The sequence below is a fragment of the Verrucosispora sp. WMMC514 genome (genome assembly GCF_027497295.1).
GTDB classification, from domain to species: domain Bacteria; phylum Actinomycetota; class Actinomycetes; order Mycobacteriales; family Micromonosporaceae; genus Micromonospora; species Micromonospora palythoicola.
Window position 1 is genome coordinate 5,017,789 of record NZ_CP114906.1, and the last position, 21,457, is coordinate 5,039,245.

The window sequence follows — 21,457 nt, forward strand, 5'->3', positions numbered from 1 at the left end:
GGCCCGGGTCATGGTTGGTGGCTGTCAGTTCGGGGCGTGCACCCCGCTGGCGGACCAGTCCCTGGTGGCACCCCGGACGTACATGGAGCTGCCCTGGTTGCCGGAGAAGTACTGCTTGATGGAGCCGGCGAAAGGTGTGCTGGAGGCGTTGCGGCCGTGCACGTCGGTGTAGACCGTGGTCGGGCCGCTATTCTGCACCTGGAAGGTGCCCGGCCGGAACTCCCGCAGGGTGCCCTTGAACGGTGAGCGCGGGTCGTCCCAGGCGAGGTTCTGGCCGGCCTGGCGGGCTTGGTCGCAGTAGTCACCACCGGCGAGGTTCGTGTAGCACAGGTCCACGATCCGGCCCACGTTGTTCGGCTTGGACGGGTCGTAGTAGCGCGACGGGTTGACCACGTAGAACAGCGGCGCCAGGCGGAAGTTCAGCCCGGGACCGGTGACCTGGAAGTCGGAGAACCAGAAGTCGTCCATGTCGGAGACGGTGAACGGCACGGGATTGGGGTAGAGCGGGTCGTAGTGGGTGCGGCCTTCCCGGATCGCCTGCACGCAGCCCGGCTCGGTGATCAGTCGGCCGAGTGAGCGGGTGTCCGACGGCGAGTCCGCCGGCACCGCCGGAGCGACGTTGATGAACTGGCCGCCGAAGCCCGGGCATTCGCTGGGGCTGAACCCGCCGGGCCGGCCGAGTGGGATCATCGCGCTGTACCGGGCCTCGGTGACCTGACCGCCGTTGCTGGCGGCGCAGCGCTGGTTGAACAGCAGTTCGTGCAGGTTGTTGCTGAACGCGTCCGGCGAGTGGGTGCCCTGGTGGAACTTGAGCAGAGTGTCGCAGGTCGCGATCGTGGTGCCCTGCGGCGGGAAGAAGCTGCTGCCGTTGTCGCCCTGGATCACGTTGACGTTGTTGACTGTGAGGACCTTGTGCCCGACGTGGTCCTCATGCCGGTGGCTGTGCTCGGGCATGTGGTCCAGCATCACCTCGCTTGTGTAGCCGAAGGCGGGCCAGCCCGCGGTGCTGAACAGGTCGGACGGTCTAGGGTCGTCACCGTGTTCGTGGCCGAAGTTGCAACCGCTGGGGTCGCGCGGCGGGTGCCAGGTCGGGTAGACCTTGCCATCCGGACCGTACGTCCAGTACCGGGCGTGGATTTCGACCGAACACTCGCCGGAGCGGGGCAGGTAGCCCTTCTCGTTCGCGGTGGCGATCAGATCATACGCCCGGCTGGTCTCCACTCCTGCGGGCGGCAGTGCGGTCCCCCAGGTGGGGTTGCCGGGTGGCGGTGTGGTGGGCGGCGGTGTGGTGGGGGGCGGCGTCGTGGGGTTGGGGCCGGGCGACCCGGTGCAGGGAGTGCCGTTGACGGCGAAGTTGGTCGGCGCGGGGTTGCTGCCGCTCCAGGACCCGTTGAAGCCGAACGAGGTGCTGGCCCCGGTCGCGATGCTGCCGTTGTAACTGGCGTTGCGTGCGCTGACCTGGCTCCCGTTCTGCGTCACGGTGGCGTTCCATGCCTGCGTGACGCGTTGGCCTGCGTCATAGCTCCAGGTAAGGGTCCAGGAACTGACCGGGTCGCCGACGTTGTTGATGGTGACTGTCGTGGTGAAACCGCCCTGCCACTGCAAGCCGACCGTGTAGGTGACTCTGCAGCCGGGTGCGGCCACTGCGGGTCCGGCGAGGGTGATAGCCGCTCCGCTGGCGACGACCACGGCCGCCACGGTCCCGGCTGCCCACAGCCGGGACCGGGGACGATGTACGCGCATTACCGATCCTCCGAACGGTGGTGGAGTGGATCGACGGAGGATCTGAACCCAGCAGGCGGGTGCGCCTGACCGGCGGGGCCGGAGCGTGCCTCACCGATCACCGGGGCGGCCGAGCGGAACCCGACTGGGCGTCCACCCATCGACTCATGTAAATCTATGCTATGCGATGGACTGGGGCTGTCAACGCGGCTTAGATCAACAAAGCTGATGCTGAGGATCAGGAGATCCGGCGGAACGTGGCGTCGGCGCGGCCCGTGGCGTTGTTGATCGGGTCGACCCGCAACATGTAGTTGCTGTGCCTGACGTGTCGGTCGGGGAAGTTGTAGGACTGGAACGACGACCACGACGAGTCGGCCAGTCCGGCTACCTGACGGAAGGTGGCGTCCTCGCTGAACACTACCGAGCCGTTGTTGGGACTCAACCTGAGGACGTAGTCGGCGTGCCGCAGGTAGTACCCGGGGAAGTTCACCGACTCGAACGACACGTACCCGGCACATGCTGGCGCTGCCCGCCGCAGCACGCGCTCGGGCCGGCCGAGTAGTACAGGTACCAGCGCTGCCCGTTCGGGCCGTTGAGTAGGTGCATGCTGGGCGCCCACATGTTCGATGTCGCGTTCGCCTGCGACATCGTGAAGACACGGGTCTCCGGTGCGGTCCGCAGGCCGCCAAGAGTGGACGCCTTGCGGATGTAGATGTTCCCGGTCCAGGTGGTGGCCGTGTAGTAGTAGTTGCCGTTGTGATAGCCGAGCCACGGGTCGGCGCTGTTGGGCGTACCGACGATGGGGTTTCGGAACGATGCTCCGGGAGCCGCGCTGCTCGGGGTGGAAGAAACCACCAGGCCCACGCCGACGGTGACAGCGGTGACCAACACGGTGGCAATGGTTTGCCTACGTATGCGCATGGTGCGGTCCTTTCGACGGTCGCACGTGCGTGGTGCGACGCTTCAGGCGGGTGGACCTGACCACGACTGGACCGGTATTCGCCCGGACAGCGTGGGCGAGGGCCGGCGACCTTCCCTTCCGCAATGATCGGGACGACGAGCCCCGGCGCCGCGCAGGAACTCGGCACCGGGGCTGAGACCAGACCGCGGATCGCGGTCACGTCGAGGCGGATCGCGGTCACGTCGAGGCGGCCGTCAGACGGCTGTGCGCGACCACTGCTGGTTGGTGCCGGTGTTGCACGGATACTGCTTGAGGATCGCGCCGTTGGCGGTCGACGCGGACGGTACGTCCACGCACTTGTTGCTGTGCCGCGCCCGGAGCTGGAAGTAACTGCCGTTGGTGACCATCTGGAACTGCTGGTTGGTGCCGGTGCCGCAGGTGTACTGGATGAGTTCGGCACCGTCGGCGGTGGACGCGCTCACCACGTCGAGACACTTTCCGCTGTGCCGGCTGATGATGCGCCAGTAGCCACCGCCGGCATCCTCGAACCGCCACTGCTGCCAGGCGTTGCCACCGTAGGTGTACTGGCCGACGCGCGCACCGTTGTCGGTGTTCGGTGATTGGACGTCCATGGCCTTACTGCTGTGACGTACGTCGATTCGGTAGAACGTGCCCGTCGTCGGCGGAGGCGTCGTGGGGCCGCCGCCGACGGTGTCACCCCAGGCGTACCGGATCCGGTCGGCGCCGGAGCTGTTGCGGATTGTCAGGTTGAGGTTGGTGCCGCTGCCGCTGAGGGCGTACATCGAGTACCAGTCGTAGCCGATGTTGCCGGGCTTGCCGCCGAGGGCCGGCCAGTAGGTGCCGCCCATCTGGTTGTCCCGCATGACCTGGGCCATCGCGCGGATGTGGCGCACGAAGTTGTCGGTGCTGTTCGGGTCGCCGTAGTTGAGACCGTTGTCCATGGGTGCGCCGAACTCGGTCGCGACCGCGCGGGAGGCGCAGTTGCCGAGGCGGGTCTGGATGTGGCTCCGGAAGGCGTCGTAGGTCATCGCGCTGTAGAAGAAGGCGTAGTGGTGGAAGGACAGTAGCGTCGAGTTGAAGCGACTGTCGTTGCAAATGTCCCGCAGGTCCTGGCTGTAGCCGGTGCCGCCGATGAGCACCCGGCTGGGCGCCGCCGAGTAGTGGTAGCTGAGCCAGTTGGCCGCCACGTTGCGCCACTCCGTCGAGCTGTACCCGTGCGGCTCGTTCATCGGTTCGAAGTACACGTTGGGGTTCGAGCCGTACGTGTTGGTCACGGTGGACCACATCGTGTTCCACGCGGCGAGGTTCGTGATCCTGCCGCCGGAGGCGGCGCCGTCCTCCCAGTAGGCGAGGATGACTTTGAATCCGCGGTCGGTGGCGGCGTCGATGGTGCCCCGGTAGGCATTCCACCACGTCGTCCCCACCGTGTGGGTGTTGATCGGCAGCCGGACTGTGTTGACCCCCATGGTGGCGGCCATGTCGTCGTAGAGGGCGTTGGCCTTGGCCCGCACCGTCGCGTTGCTGTCGGACTGGCTCAGACCGTGCAGGACGAGCGGTCCGGTGCTGAAGTTGTCTCCCAGTACCGCCCAGTTCATGCCTCGGAACTGGCGGGTGGCGGCAGAGGCCGGCGACGAGACGGCGACGACGCTACCCAGGGCTGTCAGAGCGGTCACCAGGGCGATCAGCAGCCGGCGCGACGATCGAGTGCTGCGCGAGGGCCCTGATGCATGACCATCAGATGAGGTAATCCGTGTCATCGAATGTCCAATCACTGAACTGGGCCTCCGGCTCGGACATCAGGCTGATGTCGTATGAGTTACATCGGTAACGGAAACGGCAACGAGAAACCAGAACCCGAACCGACACGTTCAGGAACATTCAGGCTCGAACACCGGGGTCCGGTAAGACCGATGACGACCCGGAGCGCAGGTGGCATCATGCAGGTGGTGAGCGGTCCCGGGATCGGTGTCGGATGAAGCGCGTCTTGGTCTTCTCCCGTACGACAGGGTTCCGGCACGATTCGATCCCGGCCGGCGTACGCACCATCCGCGAGCTACGGTCCGATGTTGAGGCCACTGAGGACCCGGACGCCTTCACGCAGAGTGATCTGGCGCGATTCGCCGCGGTCGTCTTCCTGAACACCAACGGCCGCGTGCTCACCGACGCCAGCCGGAGCGCGTTGGAGGCGTACGTGCGCGGCGGCGGCGGCTTCCTCGGCGTGCACTCCGCCGCTGCCACCGAGTACGGCTGGCCGTTCTACGGCGAACTGGTCGGCGCCTGGTTCGACAGGCATCCGGAGGTGCAACCGGCCACGGTCACCGTGGTCGATCCGGATCATCCGGCCACCGCCCACCTGCCAGCGTCCTGGCCACGCGTCGACGAGTGGTACGACTTTCGCTCGTACCCCGACGCCCGGATCCTGCTGCGCGTCGACGAGTCCACGTACGGCGGTGGCGGTATGGGCGTCGACCATCCAGTGGCCTGGTGTCACGAACGGCTCGGGGGTCGGGTCTTCTACACCGCGCTCGGACACACGATCGAGGCGTACGCCGAGCATGCCTTCCGTGACCATCTGGCCCACGCGCTGCGTTGGGTGACCGGCGACGCCGTTTGAGTTCGAACTCAAGCTGATGGGCGGCGGCATCCGAAGCGCACCGGGACGCGCCCCGGCGGGGTCGTCGTGTTCCCCGGCTGGGCCGTCAGCGTGGCGAGTCATGCGCTGGGGCCGGGCACCTCCTCCGCACGGATCTGCGCGTCGAGCCGGTCGCCGGGCCTGGCGACGCTGCCCGGTGCCCACATCCGCGGCAGTGGTACCTGCGACCAGTCGATGTCCGAGCCGAGGTAGAAGCCCGGGTACGACGGCTGGTTGTAGGTGGTCTGCTGGCGAGCCACCTCCGCGCGGTACTGCGGATCATGCATGAGGGTGTACAGCTTGCGGTCGGTCACCTCGGTGCTCAGGTAGATCCGCAGCGCCGAACTGTCCGCGGTCCGGACGAGCATCTCCTCCCGCCAGTCACCGAAGACGTCGGCGATCAGGCCCGGGTTCCCCTTCGTGTGGTTGTTGGTGCGGGTGCCCTCCGCGGTGAGGAGAGTGCCGCGCCGCCAGTCGTCGATGGTCGGCGTGACGTCGATCGCCCCGTTGACGATCTGGGTGGTCATGTCGGCGGCCCACTTGATGCTCTGGTTCGTACCGGGCACCCGGTCACCGAGCCGTGCACCGTCCGCGCCGCGCAGCCCGAGTCCGTCGATCGACCCGGCGGGCTGCGAGCACCAGGTTTCCAGCCCCGGATGCTCGGCGACGACGTCTCCGATCATACCCCGACCGGTGTCGACGCCGGTGTAGCCTCCGTAGATCAATTCACCGGTGGCGCCGTCGCGCAGAGTGAAGCCGTAAGGGGCCCACTGTCCTCCCTCGTGCACTTGGTAAATCTCCAGCCTCGGACGGTTCGGATCGATGTCGGTCACATGCATCGCGTCACCGTGACCGATCCGGGCCGAGGCGCCCGGGTCGGCGCTTTCCGGCGGCATGGTGCCGTACGAGCTGTACAACAAAGAACCGTCATGGTCGATGGTGGCTCCGCCGTAGACGATTTCCTGCTTGCCGTCGCCGTCCACGTCGGCCGCGCTCAGCGAGTGCTGGCCCTGGGTGGTGATCGTGCCGAACTGGGGGTCGGTGCCGTCCCGGCCGTGCGGGCTGTCGTTGAACGGGTTCGTCATCGGTGTCCAGCCACTGTCGACGTACCAGTTCCGGGTCAATCGCGCGCCGTCCCAGCGGTAGGCCGCGAGTGTCGAACGCGTGTAGTAGCCGCGGGCGAAAACCGCCGACGGACGCCGGCCGTCCAGGTACGCCACCCCGGCGAGGAACCGGTCGACCCGGTTTCCCGGCTCGATGCGCCCCATCGCGTAGTCGCCCCACATCAGGCCGTCGTCATGCCGTCCGGGCTGGTAGTGGACGGTCTCCAGGTCTCGTCCGGTGGCACCGTCGAAAACGGTGAGGTACTCGGGGCCGTGCAGGATGAAGCCCTCGAACGCCCGCAGGTTGTTGCGGCTGCTGCGTCCGGGGGCGTAGACGTCCATGAAGTGGTCCGCGAGTGCCAGCGCGTCCTCCTGCGAAAGCGGGTACGGGTAGCGCGGCTCGATACCGAACGCCTGCTCCAGCGTGGCGGGCCACCGCCCGGCCACCACCTCGGGGTGACGGTGCCACTGCCGGAACATCCGCACGACGTGCGCGTGGTAGTCGGTGGCGCTGAGGCGGTAGTCGTCGGTGTGCGCCACGCCCGCCCTGGCGTCCTTCTTGGGCAGCTTGATGTACCGCTCGGCGACGACGTTGCCCCTCTTCCCGTACCTGGTGATCTTCGTGCCCGGCGCGGTCTTGAACATCAGCTCCGACCGGCCGTCACCGTCGAAGTCGTAGACCAGGAACTGGGTGTAGTGCGCGCCCGCGCGGATGTTGACACCGAGGTCGACGCGGTACAGCAGCGTGCCGTCGAACCGGTACGCGTCGATGAAGACGTTGCCGGTGTAGCCGACCTGGGATACGTCCTTGGCGTTCGACGGATCCCACTTGACGATGTACTCGTACTCGCCGTCGCCGTCGAGGTCACCGACGCTGACATCACCCGCCGAGTAGGTGTGGCTCTCCCCGGCCGGGGTGACACCGTCCGCTGGTTTGCGCAGCGGGAGGTCGTGGAAGGCCTCGGACCACGCGGTCACCGTCGCGCCCCGGTCGATCTCGTGCCGGCCGACGACCGCCGCCACGCGGTACCTGGCCGTCGAGGTGCCGTCCCGGTCCAGATAGTTGGTGCTGTCGGCGACCGTGGCGATCCGCCTGCCGTCGCGGTACACGTGGAAGTTCGCCCCTGTCATGCCGGTGGCGGCCGAACCGGTGACCTCGTGGCCGAGCAGGCGCCAGCTGAGGAACACCCCTGCGTCGGTGGTCGCGGCCACCAGCCCACGGTTGAGGCGCTCCAGCTGGACGACGCCGACGCGATTGGTGTCGCCGGGCTCAGCGGACACTGGCGTGCCTGCCACGGCAACGGCGGTGACGCAGACGGCCGCGAGCAGTCCGGCTGGGGTTGCGGCGAGCCGGGGACGAGGTCTGTAGCGAGGACTCATCTGGTCTCCTGGGTCGATGTCGGCCCGGCCGGGCACGGAGCGTGGCCGATGCCGCCTAACTGCTCCCGCGTCGGCTGGCCTGTGGGCCGGACGCCGGCGCGACCATGAAACGTTTTAATAGAAGCTTGTCGATATACTATCCAGTCGTCGGCTTGAGGGCCAGAGCCTGCCGACGCCACCTGAACTGGTCGCTGACCGCCCCGCCGGCCGCTGGTGCCGGCCGCCACCTCGCCTTCGGCCGAACCCGGGGCGGCCCGGTGAACGCTCCTGGGGGCTAGACCGGCCCGGCGCGGCGGCGCTCGACCGCCACGGCGGCCATGAGCAGGCAGCCGAGCATCGGCACCACGAGCGGCAGCAGTTGCCAGGTGACGACAACGAGGACGGCGAGGGCCATGACCAGGAGCAGGGAGCCGGACGGATCGCCCCTGACGGCGAGGCGGGCGGCCTGCCGTACCAGCTGGGTCCACCGCGTGTCCGGCGACCAGCCGGCCGCAGCACGTAGAACGACCACCGACAGCGCCACGGCCACGACGGCGCAGACGGCGACGACGACGCCACCACCGGGCACGCCGGCACGGAGGATGAGCACGTCGGTGGCGAGGACCGCGTAACCGGCGGCGACGCCGAGCGACAGCGGGAGACTCCCCGGGTACGCCGCGCCGACCCGTGCGAAAAACGTACGGATCGCGGTGCTCTCACCGTCGACGTGCGCCCGGATGTGCGCGCAGCCGGCCGCCAGCGCCGGCAGCAGCGTGACGACCGGGAGGACCGCGAGTGCGACCAGTAGGCCGGCCGTCAGGCACTCCCCGAAGAGCGCGAAGCGCCTCATCCCTTGAGGCCCGAGGTGGAGACGCCCTCGACCAGGAAGCGCTGGAAGAACAGAAAGAACAGGATCACGGGTACCAGCGCGAGCATCGACATCGCCATGAGCGCGCCGAAGTTGGAGCCGGCGGTCTCGTCGATGAAGAGCTGGAGCGCCAGCGGCAGCGGGTACTTGTCCGGGGTGCTGAGGTAGATGAGGGGGCCGAAGAAGTCGTTCCAGGTCCAGATGAACGTGAAGATCGCCGTGGTGATGATGGCGGGGCGGGACAGCGGCAGCACGATGTGCCAGAAGATGCCCCAGTGGCCGGCACCGTCGATCTTCGCGGAATCGTCAAGCTCGTGCGGGATCGCCCGCATGAACTGCACCATGAGGAACACGAAGAACGCCTCGGTGGCGAGGAACTTGCCCAGCAGCAGCGGGGCGTACGTGTCGACGAGTTCGAGCTTCTGGAAGACCACGTACTGCGGGATGATCAGCACGTGGAACGGCAGCAGCAGCGTGGAGATCATGAGGACGAACATGAGGCTGCGACCGCGGAACCGCAGTCGGGCGAACGCGTAAGCCGCCATGGCTGAGGTTGCCACCGTGCCGACGACGGACAGCACCGCCAAGACCGTCGAGTTCCAGAAGAAGCGGACCACGCTGATGCCGGCGATGCCGTCGAGCGCACGGTCGTAGTTGGCCGTCGTGACGCGGGTGGGCAGCAACTGAAGGCTGCCGATGATGTCCTCGGTGGGCTTGAAGGTCGCCGCCAGCACCCACCCGATCGGGTACAACACGACGGCGAGCAACGCGATGGCGCCAGCGTGCCAGGCCACGGTCGAAAGCTTCGGTCTCATTGCCTGTCCCCCGAGTAGTAGACCCAGCCCCGGGCGGTGCGGAAGAGAAGGAGCGTCACCAGCCCGACCCCGGCCAGCAGCATCCACGCCATGGCCGAGGCGTAACCCATGCGGTAGTCGCCGAAGCCACGGTCGAAGAGGTAGACGGTGTAGAACAGCGTGGTGCCGGCCGGTTGGCCGTTGGGCCCGCCGACGATGTACGCGGACGTGAAGACCTGGAACGAGTTGATCGTCTCCAGCAGCAGGTTGAAGAAGATCACCGGCGAGATCATCGGTAGCGTGATGGACCGGAACCGTCGCCACGCGCCGGCACCGTCCACCTCGGCCGCCTCGTGCAACTCCCTGGGCACCTGCTTGAGCCCGGCGAGGAAGATCACCATTGGGGCGCCAAGCTGCCATGCGGCCAGCAGCACCAGCATGAGCAGTGAGAAGTCGGGGTTGCCGGCCCAGCCGCCGACGTTGACGCCGACCGTTTGCAGCAGCCGGTCGACCACGGCGTCGTCGCTGAACATCGCCTTCCAGACGATCGCCAGACTGACGCTGGCGCCGATCAACGAGGGACCGTAGAACGCGGCGCGATAGAAGGACCGGCCCCGCCGATCATTGTTGAGCAGCATGGCGACGGCAAGCGCGCAGGCCAGCTTGATCGGCACGGCGAGCACCACGTACAGCGCGGTGACCCGCACCGACGTGAGCCACCGGGCGTCGGTGAGCATTCGCTGGTAGTTGTCGAGGCCGATCCACTGCGGGCGGTTGAAGAGGTCGTAGTCGGTGAACGACAGATACAGCGAGGCCAGCATCGGGCCGAGGGTGAGCAGCAGGATGCCGATGATCCACGGCGAGAGGAAAAGGTAGCCCGCCACCCCGTCGCCGGACCGTCGGCTACTCCTACTGCGACCCGACGGTGCGGGGCTGTCGACCCCGGTACGCCGGGTCGGCGTGACTGTTGTCATCGTCAGGGCTCGAGGGTCTCTTCGGCCTCGGTGAAGAACTGATTGACCGCCTCGTCGACGGTGATCCGGCCGTACTGGAGCTCCTCAGCGATCCGGATGAACGCCTGCTCCAGGGTGCCGGCACCCTTCGGCGGCGCGGGCGGCGCCTTGGTCAGCTGATCCCTGAGCTCGTCCTCGTATGCGGCGACGGCGGCGAGTGGGCCTTCGAGCTGGGCTGCGGCGCGCTGCGCGTTGGTGGCCGGCAGTCCTCGGTTGGCGCCGAAGATCCTGCCCACCTCCGGGTCGTTGATCATGAAGGAGATGAACTGGGCCGCCACCTCCGGGTGTTTCGACTTCGTCGAGGCGCTGAGCAGCATGGCGGGCTTGAGGTACTGGCCCTGGCTGCCTGGGACGTCCGACGGGACCGGCCCCAGCTCGAGCTGCTCCTGCGTGCTGGCGGCGTACCGGGCCATGAAGTTGTCCCAGCTCAGGTCGCTGGCGATCAGGTCGAGCTCCAGCGCGTGCTGCGGCTTGATCTGAACCCCCTTCTCCACCGGCAGCACAACCTTGGCGTCGGCGAGCGCCTTGCCCTCGTTGAGGAACCTCGCCAGCCGGGCCTTGTCGAAGCCGAGCTTGCCGTCCTCGGTGTACAGCAGCCCGCCCTCCTGTCGCAGCTGCAGTTCCAGGTTGTAGTAGCTGCCGATGTAGTTGGCCCCGCCGAACACCTTGCCGCCGGTGGACTGGGTGATGTTGGCAAGTGCGGCTCGGTAGTCGTTCCAGGTCCAGCCGAGTTTCGGCTCCGGCACACCGGCCTGCTCGAACACCGCGGGGTTGTAGATGTACCCCCAGGTGTTGCCGCCCACCGGCACGCCGTACAGGCCGTCGCCGACCTCGCCGGCACCCTTGAGCCCGTCGAGGAGGTCGTCGAGCTTGAGCGCGTCGCCCTCCTGCTCCTTCAGGTCGTAGAGGGCGTTGCGGTCGGCGTACTCGCGCAGGTACGAGAAGTCCATCTGGAACACGTCGGGCGGGTTGTTGCCGGCGGTCTCCGTCGCCATCTTCTGCCAGTACGCCTCGTACTCCTGGAAGCTTGGGGTGATCTTGATGTTCGGGTTCCGGTCCTGGAAAAGGTCGATCGCCTGCTGCATCAACTTGGCACGGTCGGCGTTGCCCCACCACGAGTACCGCAACGTCACGGAATCCGACCCGGCGTCATCGCCCCCGCAGCCAACCGTGCTCAGCGTGAGGGACGCGACAGCGGCGACAGCTATGAATCGTTTCAAAATCTGCATCGGATCCTCCATATGCAGCATGCGGTGGCACCCGTCTCGGGCGACGCGGCGGCTCGCGCGGTGCTGATCGTCGGGTCGTCGGTGCGGGCCTGAAGCGACGCACCCTCGGAAGGGCCAGTTTTCCCGCCGGACATTCGACTGTCAATTGATCTGCATCGAATCGCCGTCGGGGCCTGGCCTGCCGGCACCGGCCGAATCTAATCGGGGCTGGTGTGCGTCGTCGGAACCGCGCCAGCCCCGGCCAGCATTGGCCTCTGGCCGGTTGCACAGCGATCGAGCCACCCCCGCGACGGCTACCGCGTCGGATGACGTCGTCAACTGCCCGGGCGGCATGGCGCGGCCATCACCTCGGCCGCCGGACCCGGTGCCGATGAAGGTGGGAAGGCTAGGCCCGTGGTGCTGCGGTCGACTCACGAATCCGGAGGGAGGGGCTGATGACGACCCGATGGGTGGGCCGGTCGGGATCGGCGAGCCGATCGGCGACGAGGCGTACCGCGGCGCGGCCGATGGAACGTCTCGGAGGGCGGACCGCCGTCAGCGGTGGGCTGAACAGCCCCACGATCTCGTCGTCGTAGGCCACGATGGACAGATCGCCGGGTACGGTGATGTGCCGTTCCTCGCAGCGCTGCACCAGCGCGATGGCCTCCGCGTCGGCGTGCACCAGCAGCGCGGTGGTTGCGGTTTCCCGACAGCGGTCGAGGACCTGGTCGAGGAGCGCGTCGCGGTCGGGTGAGCGGATGTCGGGTATCACCGCCTCCAGGGTTTCGTGAGGGCTCATGCCGCACTCGGCCGCCGCATCGAGCCAACCGCGGCGTACGTGTGGTCGGGTGGGGCTGTTGGCGTCGAGCACGAGGCCGACCCGGCGATGCCCGAGGGAGGTGAGATGTCGTACCGCCATGGCCGCGCCCAGTGCGTGGTCTGTCACCACCGACTCCATCACCGCGTGGTGCGCCCCGACCGTGGCGGACCGTTCCAGCAGCACCACCGGAACGCCGATGTGGGCGAGCCAGTCGATGGTGCGTCCGGCGGTCGGCGCGTCCATGCGGGGAACGACGATCAGTGCATCGACGCCCATCCGGTCGACGAGGCGGGTCAGCTGCGGCTTGTCGTCCTCTGTGTCGTAGGACGAGCCACGCAGGACCACCCGCATGTCGAGTTCGCGAGCTGCCTCCTCGGCGCCGCGGGCCACGTCCGGCCAGTAGTAGTCGAGGGAGGGCACGAGCATGCCGAGGGTACGCCCGCTGAGGGAATCCAGCCCGGTGGCGGGCTCCTCCTCGGGTGTCTGCGGATCGCCCGGCTCGATCAGGGCCACTCCGCCGTGGACCCGCTGCACCAGGCCCTCAGCGGCCAACTGTGCCAGGTCACGGCGAATGGTGACCGGCGCGGCGCCGAGCCGCCGGGACAGGTCGGAGATGCGCATCCATCCGTCGCGTTGCAGTGCCTCGAGCAGGTGCTGGCGACGCGCGGCCTGCAATGGTCCCCGGTGGGCCGCTGGCGGGCTGACGGCGTTACCTCTCCTGGGCATCGGGCACCTCCGAGGAAGACACTTCACGGGTTGGGGACTCCTCGACGGTGAGGATGAACGTGCCGGTCGCCGTGGCCGCGCCGACGTCGATCTCCAGACGGGTCAGTGTCGGTCCCCACACGCTGACGAGCATAGGATCATCAAGTGGTCGGGTGGTCGCGGTGCCGGGGGCGGACGCGGGACGCCAGGTCAGCGTGAGGTGGCCGGCGCCGTGAGGTGCGCTGATCTCCGCCCGGCCCGCGCTGAGCCGCACGTCACCTGCAACCAGCAGGTGGACGCGGGTCGGCGCGGCGGAGTCGGTCGGGGCGAGGTCCCAGGCGTCGGTGACCACGATCCGCCCGCTGTCGCGCTCCAACCGTGCGTTGCGCCGCCAGTGGCGTAAGTCGGTGCGCGGATAGGCGGCGGCGATGTCTAGGGACAACTCGGCCCTCGTCTCGTCGATGAGGGCCGCCACGTCGCGGGCGCGGTAGGCGTGGCCGGGGGCCTGAGCGGTACCTCGGATGTGGGGGACGTTGTGCCACGCGCTCTGCATCGTCCAGATGTCGTAGCGGTCGGGTCCGAAGGTTTGTGCGGTGTAGGTGGGGCGGCCGGCGTCGACGAGCACGGGTACGCCGTTGAGGGCGACCACGATCGCGCCGACGTCGTTGTGGTTGTGGTGCTCGCCGTTGTGCCCACCCTTGATCGCCAGGGTCAGACCGGCTGGGCTGCCCCGGCGACGGCGGGCCAGCAGGACCTGGACGGAGGGGAGCCACACGTCGCGTGGCAGCGGCGGTGTGCCGGGGGAGGCGTTGATCCATTCCTGGTGGCTCAGCGCACGCAGCAACCGGCCGAGCCCTTGATCCTCGTCGCCCACGGGCGCGTCGCGGTCGCGGTGGGCGGTGGCGTGTGCCAGCGCGTCCCGGTCGCCAACGCGCCGTGCGGCCCGGTAGAGGGCGTCCCAGGGTTGGCTTGCCGGTGGCCGCGCCACCCCGTCCGCGTGGTTGAGATACCAGGCGCCGCCGAGGTGCATGCGATGGGGGAAGGCGACGGTGTGCCGCAGGGCCTCGCCCGGCACGCCGTCGAGCCTCCCGCCGGTGGCGTGGGCGAGGATGTCGAGTGCCTCGAGTGCCCGGCACGCGCCCTGCCACCAGTATCCGTAGCCTTCGTCGACGGCACCGTCGACCGGCAGAGAGGCCACGTACCGATCCAGGCCCTCGATGACCAGATCGACGATCGCCGCTCGGCGCGGTGGGTCGTCGACCAGGCGCAGCGCGGCGACGAGGACGTTGGCGTGGATCCACGCACTCCAGTTGTGTACGTCGCCGTCGAGACCGAGCCAGTGCCAGTCGCGGCGCCGGGTGAACGGGGTCAGCACGCGTCGGTCGACCTCGTGCCGGATGCGCGGGCGTAGGCCCGGTGTGTGCTTGTCGAGTGGCCCGCCGAGCAGGTGGTCGATCCAGGCGAGCTGCGCGGCGACCTCGCCCGCGCCGAGGTCGAGGACCGGATCGGTCACGGTCGGCAGCACCGCGTCGTGGCGAGTGCGGGTGTCGTCATGGGCGGGCCAACACCAGGAACTCTGCTCGCACAGCAACACGACGCCGTCGACCACCTCGTCCAGCCAGTGCGGGGCGAGCGTCGCGGCGGCGAGGACGCTGGCCCGACTCAGCCGCCGCTGCCGGGCGAAGACCAGCTGTTCGTAGGTGTCCCGGTCGCCGTCGCGGAAGTATCTGGCGTAGTGACGAGCCAGTAGCGAAGGCCAGGGGCGACCCAGGTCCTCTTCCGCGTGGGCCCGCAGACGCCTCAGCGTGGGCACGTCCACATGCGACTCGGCCCAGACGGCCCGCTCCTCTGCCGGGGGGACGGGCAGCGACCTTTCGGCCGGCTCAAGCACCTGCGCGAGCAGGGCAGCTCCGACACCCGGCCAGGCGGCGGCGAGAGGACCGGTGAAGCGGTCGTTGGTGGGCATGGTTCCTCGGTGAACGACAGAGCGGACGTGAACCATTGCGACCGTATCAGGCGCGATCCTGATCGATCAGCACTGGATCAGTAGCGATTGGTCCTAAAAGGGGGAGTTCCGTCCTCTCGAGTGGACTGTCGTAAGGTCATTTTTCCACACCAACAACCCATTTCGAGGTGTTGGTGTGCGCACGTTCTTGATCGAACGTGTCCGTCTGAGTTTGTTGATGGCATTGACTTGTTCGGTTGTGAGCGCTTTACTTCGGAAACCCAGCTGTCACCCCGCTGACACAGAGCTGGCGACATCTTCCGTTCGCCTACATCCCCTGACGTGGGCCGATGCGACAGGACCGCCGATGATGTCCGGCACGCCGAACGATCTGGTTCCCACCACGACGGTCCCGCAGACCGTCGGGACATGGAGCCGTGGTGACTGGCTTGCCCTTGCCGACCGGCTGCTCGTCGCCGCTCGGGCGCACGCCTCGCCAGGGCACGCCCTCATCACCTTTCCCGGCCCGCCCGGCGGGTACGGCAGAGCTGTCGACGGGCTTGAGGGGTTCGCCCGGACGCTCCTGCTGGCCGGTTTTCGGATAGCGGGTGCGCGGGGGGAGGGTGTCGACGAACTCCTCGACTGGTACGCGGCCGGGATCGCCGCCGGCACCGATCCAACCTCCGCTGATCGGTGGATCCGGCTGGACGAGCACCCTCAGGCGAAAGTGGAGGCCGCCTCGCTGGCCCTGATCCTCGACCTGACCCGGCCGTGGCTCTGGGACCGGTTGCCGGCCGACGTGCAGGAGCGCGTGGTGCGGTACCTCGCCCCGGCCGTCGGCGACGACACGTATCCGAGGATCAACTGGGTCTGGTTCCGGCTTCTCGTGCAGACGTTCCTGCGATCGGTGGGCGGGCCGTACTCGCTGGACGAGATGGCCGAGGACCTCGCCACCCACGACAGCTTCGCGCGTCCCGCCGGCTGGATGGCCGACGGCCCGGACCGCGCCTACGACCACTATGTCGGCTGGGCGCTGCACCTGTATCCCACGCTGTGGGCGAGGATGGCCGGCGCGGGCGACCTCGCCGCCGGCCGTCGGGACCGGGACCGGTCGCACCTCGACCGCTTCCTGCGCGACGCGGTCGCCCTGGTGGGCGCTGACGGGTCACCGCTCATCCAGGGGCGGAGCCTGATCTACCGGTTCGCCGCCGCGGCGCCATTCTGGGTCGGCGCCATCGCCGGGGTACCGTCGATCAGCCTCGGGCAGCTGCGTCGGGCCGCCACGCAGACCGTACGCCACTTCGTCACTCACGGCGCTCCCGACTCGGATGACCTGCTCACCATCGGCTGGCATCGGCCCTGGCCACGGCTCGCCCAGCACTACTCCGGGCCCGGATCCCCCTACTGGGCCAGCAAGGGCCTGCTCGGTATAGCGCTGCCCGACGATCATCCGGTGTGGCTGACGCCGGAGCAGCCGCTGCCGATCGAGGAGCGCGACACCGTGCGGGCCGTACGCGCACCGGGTTGGTTGATCTCGGCCACCCGGTCCGACGGCATTGTGCGGGTGGTCAATCACGGCACCGACCACGCGGAGGAGGGCGCCAGCGTCGGCGACTCACCCCTGTACACCCGCCTCGGCTACTCGACCGCGACCAGCCCGGTGCTCGACGAGTGTGGCTGGCTGAACCCGCTCGACCAGTCCGTCACCCTGGTCGACAGCGAGGGTCGCGCCACTCACCGCGCCGGCATGCGGCTGCTGACACTGCGAGCTGGCGACGACGGCATCGGCGTGGCCGGATCGCGCACCCTCGCCCACTGGGTCGACCCGGACCCCGGCCAGCGCGACCATGGAAGCGGACGCGACGGCCACTCGTGGCCGGCCGGGCACCTCACCGTCTACTCGCTGGTCCGCGGCCCCTGGGAGCTGCGTCTGGCTCGCATTGAGGACCTCGCCGAGGGGATCGACGCGACAGGTCTGCGGCTGGTCGTCGGCGGCTGGGCGGTGCCGGACGGGGTGCCCTCCACAGGCTGCGGTGATGTGCTCAGCGTGACCGGAGCGGGCCTGACCAGCCGGCTGGAGAGTGTCCTCGGCACCGGTTCCCCCGGTACCACCTCAGTCCCCGACGGTGGGCCGTTGGGCGGCTCGCTGACCGTGCCGTGGCTCCGGTACCCCGCCCGAACCGGCACCTGGACCGCGTGCCTCGTCGAACTGTCCGGTGGTGAGGCGAGCGTAGAACGACAGGCCTGTCGGGCGGTCCTCGATGTCGCCGAGGCACACGTGACTGTCGACTGGCCGGACGGACTCAGCACCACGATCCGCCTCGACACGGAACCGAGCGGGCCAACCGAATGACCGACCTGGCGCCAGCGTGGACCCACCCTCAGGGCCCCTGATCCGAAGGAGAAGGTATGAAACGCGCGATACCAGCCGTTGTCAGCACCGCGATGGCGCTGACGCTCGTCCTTGCCGGTTGCGGCGGCGAGGACGAGCCAGTCGACCCCAACGCCCCGGTAACGATCACTCTGGCGGGTTGGAGCCTGTCCTCCACGCCGGAGTTCAAGACACTCGCCGATGGGTTCAAGGCGACGCACTCCAACGTGACTGTCGAACTCAAGGAGTACGACGCCGCGAACTACGACACCCAGATGATCGCCGACCTCGCTGCTGGTACGGCGCCGGACGTGTACGTGTTGAAGAACCTGAAAAACTTCTACACCTACCAGAGTGGTGGTCAGCTTCTCGACGTGTCCGACGCCGGGTCCGCGCTCGGCGAGCTGCCCGCGCTGGCCTCATACCAGGTCGACGGCAAGATCTACGCGGTCCCGTACCGGCAGGACTCGTGGGTGCTGTACTACAACAAGGAACTGTTCGACAAGGCGAAGGTGGCCCATCCGACCGGGACCTGGACCTGGGACGAGTACGCCGCCGCGGCGAAGCAGCTCACCGCTGGGCTGAAGGCCGCCGGATCCAGCGCTACCGGTGCCTACCAGCACGTCTGGCAGTCGACAGTGCAGGGGTTCGCGCTCGCCCAGACACCCGGCGCCGATTTGCTCTCCGGCGATTTCGCTTACCTGAAGCCGTACTACCAGCGGTCGCTCGACCTGCAGGCTGCCGGCGCGCAGCCGACTTTCGGCACCGCGAACACCAACAAGCTCACCTACCAGGCGCAGTTCGGCAAGCAGCAGTCGGCGATGCTGCTCATGGGCACCTGGTATGTGGCCACCCTGCTCAACCAGCGCAAGAGTGGCGAAGCCGACACGTTCGATTGGGGCCTCGCCCCCGCACCGCAGTACGACAAGTCCACCGCGGGCACCTCCGCCACACCTGTGACCTTCGGTGATCCGACGGGCATGGGAATCAACCCGAAGATCAGCAAGTCGAAGGTCGCGGCGGCCCAGGCGTTCCTCGCGTACGTGGCCAGTGAGGACGCCGGCAAGGCGCTGGCGGGCATCGGCATCACTCCCGCCCAGGCCTCCGACCCGATCACCACGACGCTGTTCGCCCTCGACGGCGTGCCCAGCGACGACCTGTCGAAGTTCGCCTACGGCACGCACGAGATCCGTCCGGAGAACCCGGTTTCGAAGCACACGGCCGGCATGCAGAACGTGCTCAACGACCTGCACTCGGCGGTCATGTCCGACAGCAAGGGCCTGGACGAGGCCATCGCTGAGGCGCAGACCCGCGCCAAGAACGAGGTTCTCAATCAGTGACCTCCGCCACCCACCCCCCGGCGGTCGACCACGGCCGGCGCGCGGTGCCGGTTGAGAAAGGTCCGGCGACAGGTCGCCGTTGAGCGCGATCGGCGGGTCCGGCGTACGACGCGAGCCGGGCGCCGGGCCCGCCACCTGACCCGAAAACGCCTCCCCCGGAGAGTCCCCTGATGGCAGCAACACTGACGCGGTCGCGCCCCAGGCGCAGCCGCCTGGTATGGCGCAACACCGTCGCGGGTTGGTCGTTCATTCTGCCGAACTTCGTCGGCTTCGCCCTGCTCACGCTGGTGCCGGTGGTGGCGCTGTTCTACCTGGCCTTCACCGACTGGAACGTGTTCGGGGCGGCCGAGTGGACCGGTAGCGCGAACTTCCGGCGGATGTGGGGAGACTCCAGTTTCTGGACCGCACTGCAGAACACCCTCTACTACTCAGTCCTGCACATTCCGCTGACCATGGCGGCGGCCCTCGGCCTGGCGCTGCTGCTCAACCGCAGGCTGCGGGGTGTGGGGTTCTTCCGGACCGTCGCGTTCTTCCCCTACATCACCTCCATCGTGGCGATCGCGGTGGTGTGGAACCAGTTGTTCAGCCCGGAGTACGGGCCGGTCAACGCGTTCCTGCGGGCCATCGGAGTCGACAGCCCGCCCGGCTGGACGACATCTGCGGACTGGTCGATGCCGGCGGTCATCATCGTCGGAACCTGGCGGGAGATGGGCTACTACATGTTGCTGTTCCTGGCCGGCCTGCAGACCATCCCCGCCCAGTTGTACGAGGCCGCCAAGATCGACGGCGCGACCGCCTGGCAACGGTTCCGGCACGTCACGATCCCAGGGCTGAGGCACACCACGTTCTTCGTCGTCGTGATGCTGACCATCGGCAGCTTCAAGGTGTTCGACCTCATCCTCGTGATGACCGAGGGCGGTCCCGGCCAGTCCACGCTGGTGCTGTCGCAGTACATCTACCAGAAGGGCTTCGTCGAGAACCAGTTCGGTTACGCCTCGGCGGTATCCGTCGTGTTGTTCGCGATCTGCTTCGGGGTCACAGCCATCCAGTTCTGGATCAACAACCGGAGGGATGGCTGATGACCGCGACCCGCTTCACCACAACGCCCGTACCCGTCTCCATCACCGGGCCGGCCAACTCCGCACCCGGTCGCCGCGTGACCTCCTGCGGTTGGCGGTTGGCGGGATACCTCGGTCTCGCCCTCGCGGTGGCCGCGCTGCTGCTGCCGTTCTACTGGATGGTGATGTCGTCACTGAAGACCAACAGCGACGTGTTCACCATCCCGATCAAGTGGATCCCGGACACGCTGGTATGGCGAAACTACGTCGACATCTGGCAACGGTCAGACATGACGACGTGGCTGAAGAACACCCTGCTGCTGTCGGTCGTCGTCACCATGCTCCAGGTGTTCACCGGCAGCTTCGCCGCGTACGGCTTCGCCCGGATCCGCTTCCCGGGCCGCAACCTGCTGTTCCTGGCCTACATCGGGACCATCGCGGTGCCGTGGCAGTCGTACATGATCCCGCAGTTCATCCTCATGTCCAAGCTGCACCTGTCAGACACGTTGTGGGCGATCGTGGCACTCCAGGCGTTCGGCGCCTTCGGCGTGTTTCTGATGAAGCAGTTCTACGAGACGATCCCCGAGGAACTCAGCGAGTCGGCACGGGTGGACGGCCTCTCCGAGTTCGGCATCTACCGGCGGATCATGCTGCCGCTGTCCCGCCCGGCACTGGCGAGCCTGACGCTACTCACGTTCGTCACCACCTGGAACGACTACCTCGGTCCGCTGATCTACCTGCGCAGTCCCGAGTTGCGCACCATCCAGTTGGGGCTGCGCACGTTCATCACCCAGTACAACGCCGAGTACGCGCTGATCATGACGGGTTCGGTGCTGTCCGTGCTGCCAGTGGCGGTCATCTTCCTGCTCGGACAGCGGCACTTCGTCGAAGGCATAGCCACCACCGGGCTGAAGGGCTGACCGATGCGGCACGACACCATCCAGGCCATCTTCGACGGGGTGTACACCGCACTGGTCACCAACATGCTGCTGGTGGCCGGCGGCCTTCCGCTGGTGCTGCTCGCAGTCACCACCGACAGCACCCGGGCCTGGCCGCTGTACGCGTTGGCGGCTCCGCTGTGCGCACCGGGGCTCTGCGGGATCTTCGCGGTGATGTCCGCCTACTCGGCCGGTCGGGCCGACGGCCCGCTGCGCATCTTCGGCCGTGCCTGGCGAGCCACCGCCTGGCCGGCGACGCTCTGGGCCGCCGCGGCGACCGCCGTCCTGGTCGTGCTCGGCGTGGACGCGTACGCCCTCTGGGGACACCGGGCCGGAGCGGTCACCCTGCCGATCCTGGCCATGCTGGCCGTCCTCACCGTCGCCACCACACTGCTCGGACTAGTGGCCATCGCGGAACAGCCCGGCGCGCGGCTGCACCGGGTGGCGCGGGCCTGCCTCTATCTGGCGGTGCGCCGCTGGTACCTCACCGTTGCGTCGCTGCTGACGCTCACCCTGTTGGCGCAGCTCGTCGCGCTGCGTCCGGCGATCGCCCTGGGTGTCGCCGCCACGCCGCTGCTGTACGTGGTCTGGGCAAACAGTCGCTTCAGCCTACGCGTGGCACTCGATCCGCCGACCGAACCCCGAACCGCCTGATCGCC

17 protein-coding genes are annotated in these 21,457 nt (G+C 68.0%); 6 read left to right on the forward strand and 11 right to left on the reverse strand.

What is annotated here, in order from left to right; translation table 11 throughout:
- Positions 1-24: 24 nt before the first annotated feature.
- The 4 genes from O7597_RS23320 to O7597_RS23335 all read right to left on the reverse strand — a co-directional run bounded on the left by O7597_RS23320 (position 25) and on the right by O7597_RS23335 (position 4,317).
- Positions 25-1,743, reverse strand: coding sequence for a cellulose-binding domain-containing protein (locus O7597_RS23320; RefSeq protein ID WP_281580703.1), 1,719 nt, complete (start codon positions 1,741-1,743; stop codon positions 25-27).
- 217 nt (positions 1,744-1,960) lie between these two features.
- A complete protein-coding gene (locus O7597_RS23325) occupies positions 1,961-2,227 on the reverse strand; it encodes an AbfB domain-containing protein (RefSeq protein ID WP_281580704.1) in 267 nt (88 codons plus the stop codon).
- Positions 2,209-2,613 (reverse strand): family 43 glycosylhydrolase, encoded by a 405-nt coding sequence (locus O7597_RS23330; RefSeq protein ID WP_281580705.1) that lies wholly within the window; start codon positions 2,611-2,613, stop codon positions 2,209-2,211. Before O7597_RS23330 ends, O7597_RS23325 begins: the two co-directional genes overlap by 19 nt.
- A gap of 264 nt (positions 2,614-2,877) precedes the next feature.
- Positions 2,878-4,317 carry an RICIN domain-containing protein gene (locus O7597_RS23335; protein ID WP_269740887.1) on the reverse strand — a complete coding sequence of 480 codons (1,440 nt, stop codon included), beginning with the start codon at positions 4,315-4,317 and terminating at the stop codon, positions 2,878-2,880.
- Between the two features lie 299 nt (positions 4,318-4,616).
- Here O7597_RS23335 and O7597_RS23340 point away from each other — a divergent pair, with 299 nt between their 5' ends.
- Positions 4,617-5,258, forward strand: a complete 642-nt coding sequence (locus O7597_RS23340; RefSeq protein ID WP_281580706.1) for a ThuA domain-containing protein — start codon at positions 4,617-4,619, stop codon at positions 5,256-5,258.
- A gap of 98 nt (positions 5,259-5,356) precedes the next feature.
- Here the strand turns inward: O7597_RS23340 and O7597_RS23345 are convergent, their stop codons facing one another.
- From O7597_RS23345 to O7597_RS23375, 7 genes are all read right to left on the reverse strand, one after another.
- The gene (locus O7597_RS23345; RefSeq protein ID WP_281580707.1) at positions 5,357-7,759 is read right to left on the reverse strand and encodes a rhamnogalacturonan lyase; all 2,403 of its coding nucleotides are present in this window, start codon (positions 7,757-7,759) and stop codon (positions 5,357-5,359) included.
- 274 nt (positions 7,760-8,033) lie between these two features.
- The gene (locus O7597_RS23350) at positions 8,034-8,588 is read right to left on the reverse strand and encodes a hypothetical protein (protein ID WP_281580708.1); all 555 of its coding nucleotides are present in this window, start codon (positions 8,586-8,588) and stop codon (positions 8,034-8,036) included.
- Positions 8,585-9,421 (reverse strand): carbohydrate ABC transporter permease, encoded by an 837-nt coding sequence (locus O7597_RS23355; protein ID WP_269740891.1) that lies wholly within the window; start codon positions 9,419-9,421, stop codon positions 8,585-8,587. The genes O7597_RS23350 and O7597_RS23355 overlap by 4 nt, the downstream gene beginning before the upstream one ends.
- Positions 9,418-10,284, reverse strand: coding sequence for a sugar ABC transporter permease (locus tag O7597_RS23360; protein WP_281580709.1), 867 nt, complete (start codon positions 10,282-10,284; stop codon positions 9,418-9,420). Before O7597_RS23360 ends, O7597_RS23355 begins: the two co-directional genes overlap by 4 nt.
- 92 nt (positions 10,285-10,376) lie before the next feature.
- A complete protein-coding gene (locus O7597_RS23365; RefSeq protein WP_281580710.1) occupies positions 10,377-11,546 on the reverse strand; it encodes an extracellular solute-binding protein in 1,170 nt (389 codons plus the stop codon).
- A gap of 481 nt (positions 11,547-12,027) precedes the next feature.
- Positions 12,028-13,167, reverse strand: a complete 1,140-nt coding sequence (locus O7597_RS23370; RefSeq protein WP_281580711.1) for a substrate-binding domain-containing protein — start codon at positions 13,165-13,167, stop codon at positions 12,028-12,030.
- Positions 13,151-15,112, reverse strand: coding sequence for a heparinase II/III family protein (locus O7597_RS23375; protein ID WP_281580712.1), 1,962 nt, complete (start codon positions 15,110-15,112; stop codon positions 13,151-13,153). Before O7597_RS23375 ends, O7597_RS23370 begins: the two co-directional genes overlap by 17 nt.
- A 346-nt stretch (positions 15,113-15,458) precedes the next feature.
- Here O7597_RS23375 and O7597_RS23380 point away from each other — a divergent pair, with 346 nt between their 5' ends.
- The 5 genes from O7597_RS23380 (at position 15,459) to O7597_RS23400 (ending at position 21,452) form a co-directional block, all read left to right on the forward strand.
- Positions 15,459-17,444: a DUF2264 domain-containing protein gene (locus O7597_RS23380; RefSeq protein WP_281580713.1), complete on the forward strand. Its 1,986-nt coding sequence runs from the start codon at positions 15,459-15,461 to the stop codon at positions 17,442-17,444.
- Between the two features lie 56 nt (positions 17,445-17,500).
- Positions 17,501-18,802: an extracellular solute-binding protein gene (locus O7597_RS23385; protein ID WP_281580714.1), complete on the forward strand. Its 1,302-nt coding sequence runs from the start codon at positions 17,501-17,503 to the stop codon at positions 18,800-18,802.
- Between the two features lie 170 nt (positions 18,803-18,972).
- Positions 18,973-19,881, forward strand: a complete 909-nt coding sequence (locus O7597_RS23390) for a sugar ABC transporter permease (RefSeq protein ID WP_281580715.1) — start codon at positions 18,973-18,975, stop codon at positions 19,879-19,881.
- Positions 19,881-20,780, forward strand: coding sequence for a carbohydrate ABC transporter permease (locus O7597_RS23395; RefSeq protein ID WP_281580716.1), 900 nt, complete (start codon positions 19,881-19,883; stop codon positions 20,778-20,780). The genes O7597_RS23390 and O7597_RS23395 overlap by 1 nt, the downstream gene beginning before the upstream one ends.
- A 3-nt stretch (positions 20,781-20,783) precedes the next feature.
- Positions 20,784-21,452 carry a hypothetical protein gene (locus tag O7597_RS23400; RefSeq protein ID WP_281580717.1) on the forward strand — a complete coding sequence of 223 codons (669 nt, stop codon included), beginning with the start codon at positions 20,784-20,786 and terminating at the stop codon, positions 21,450-21,452.
- The last annotated feature ends 5 nt before the right edge of the window (positions 21,453-21,457 follow it).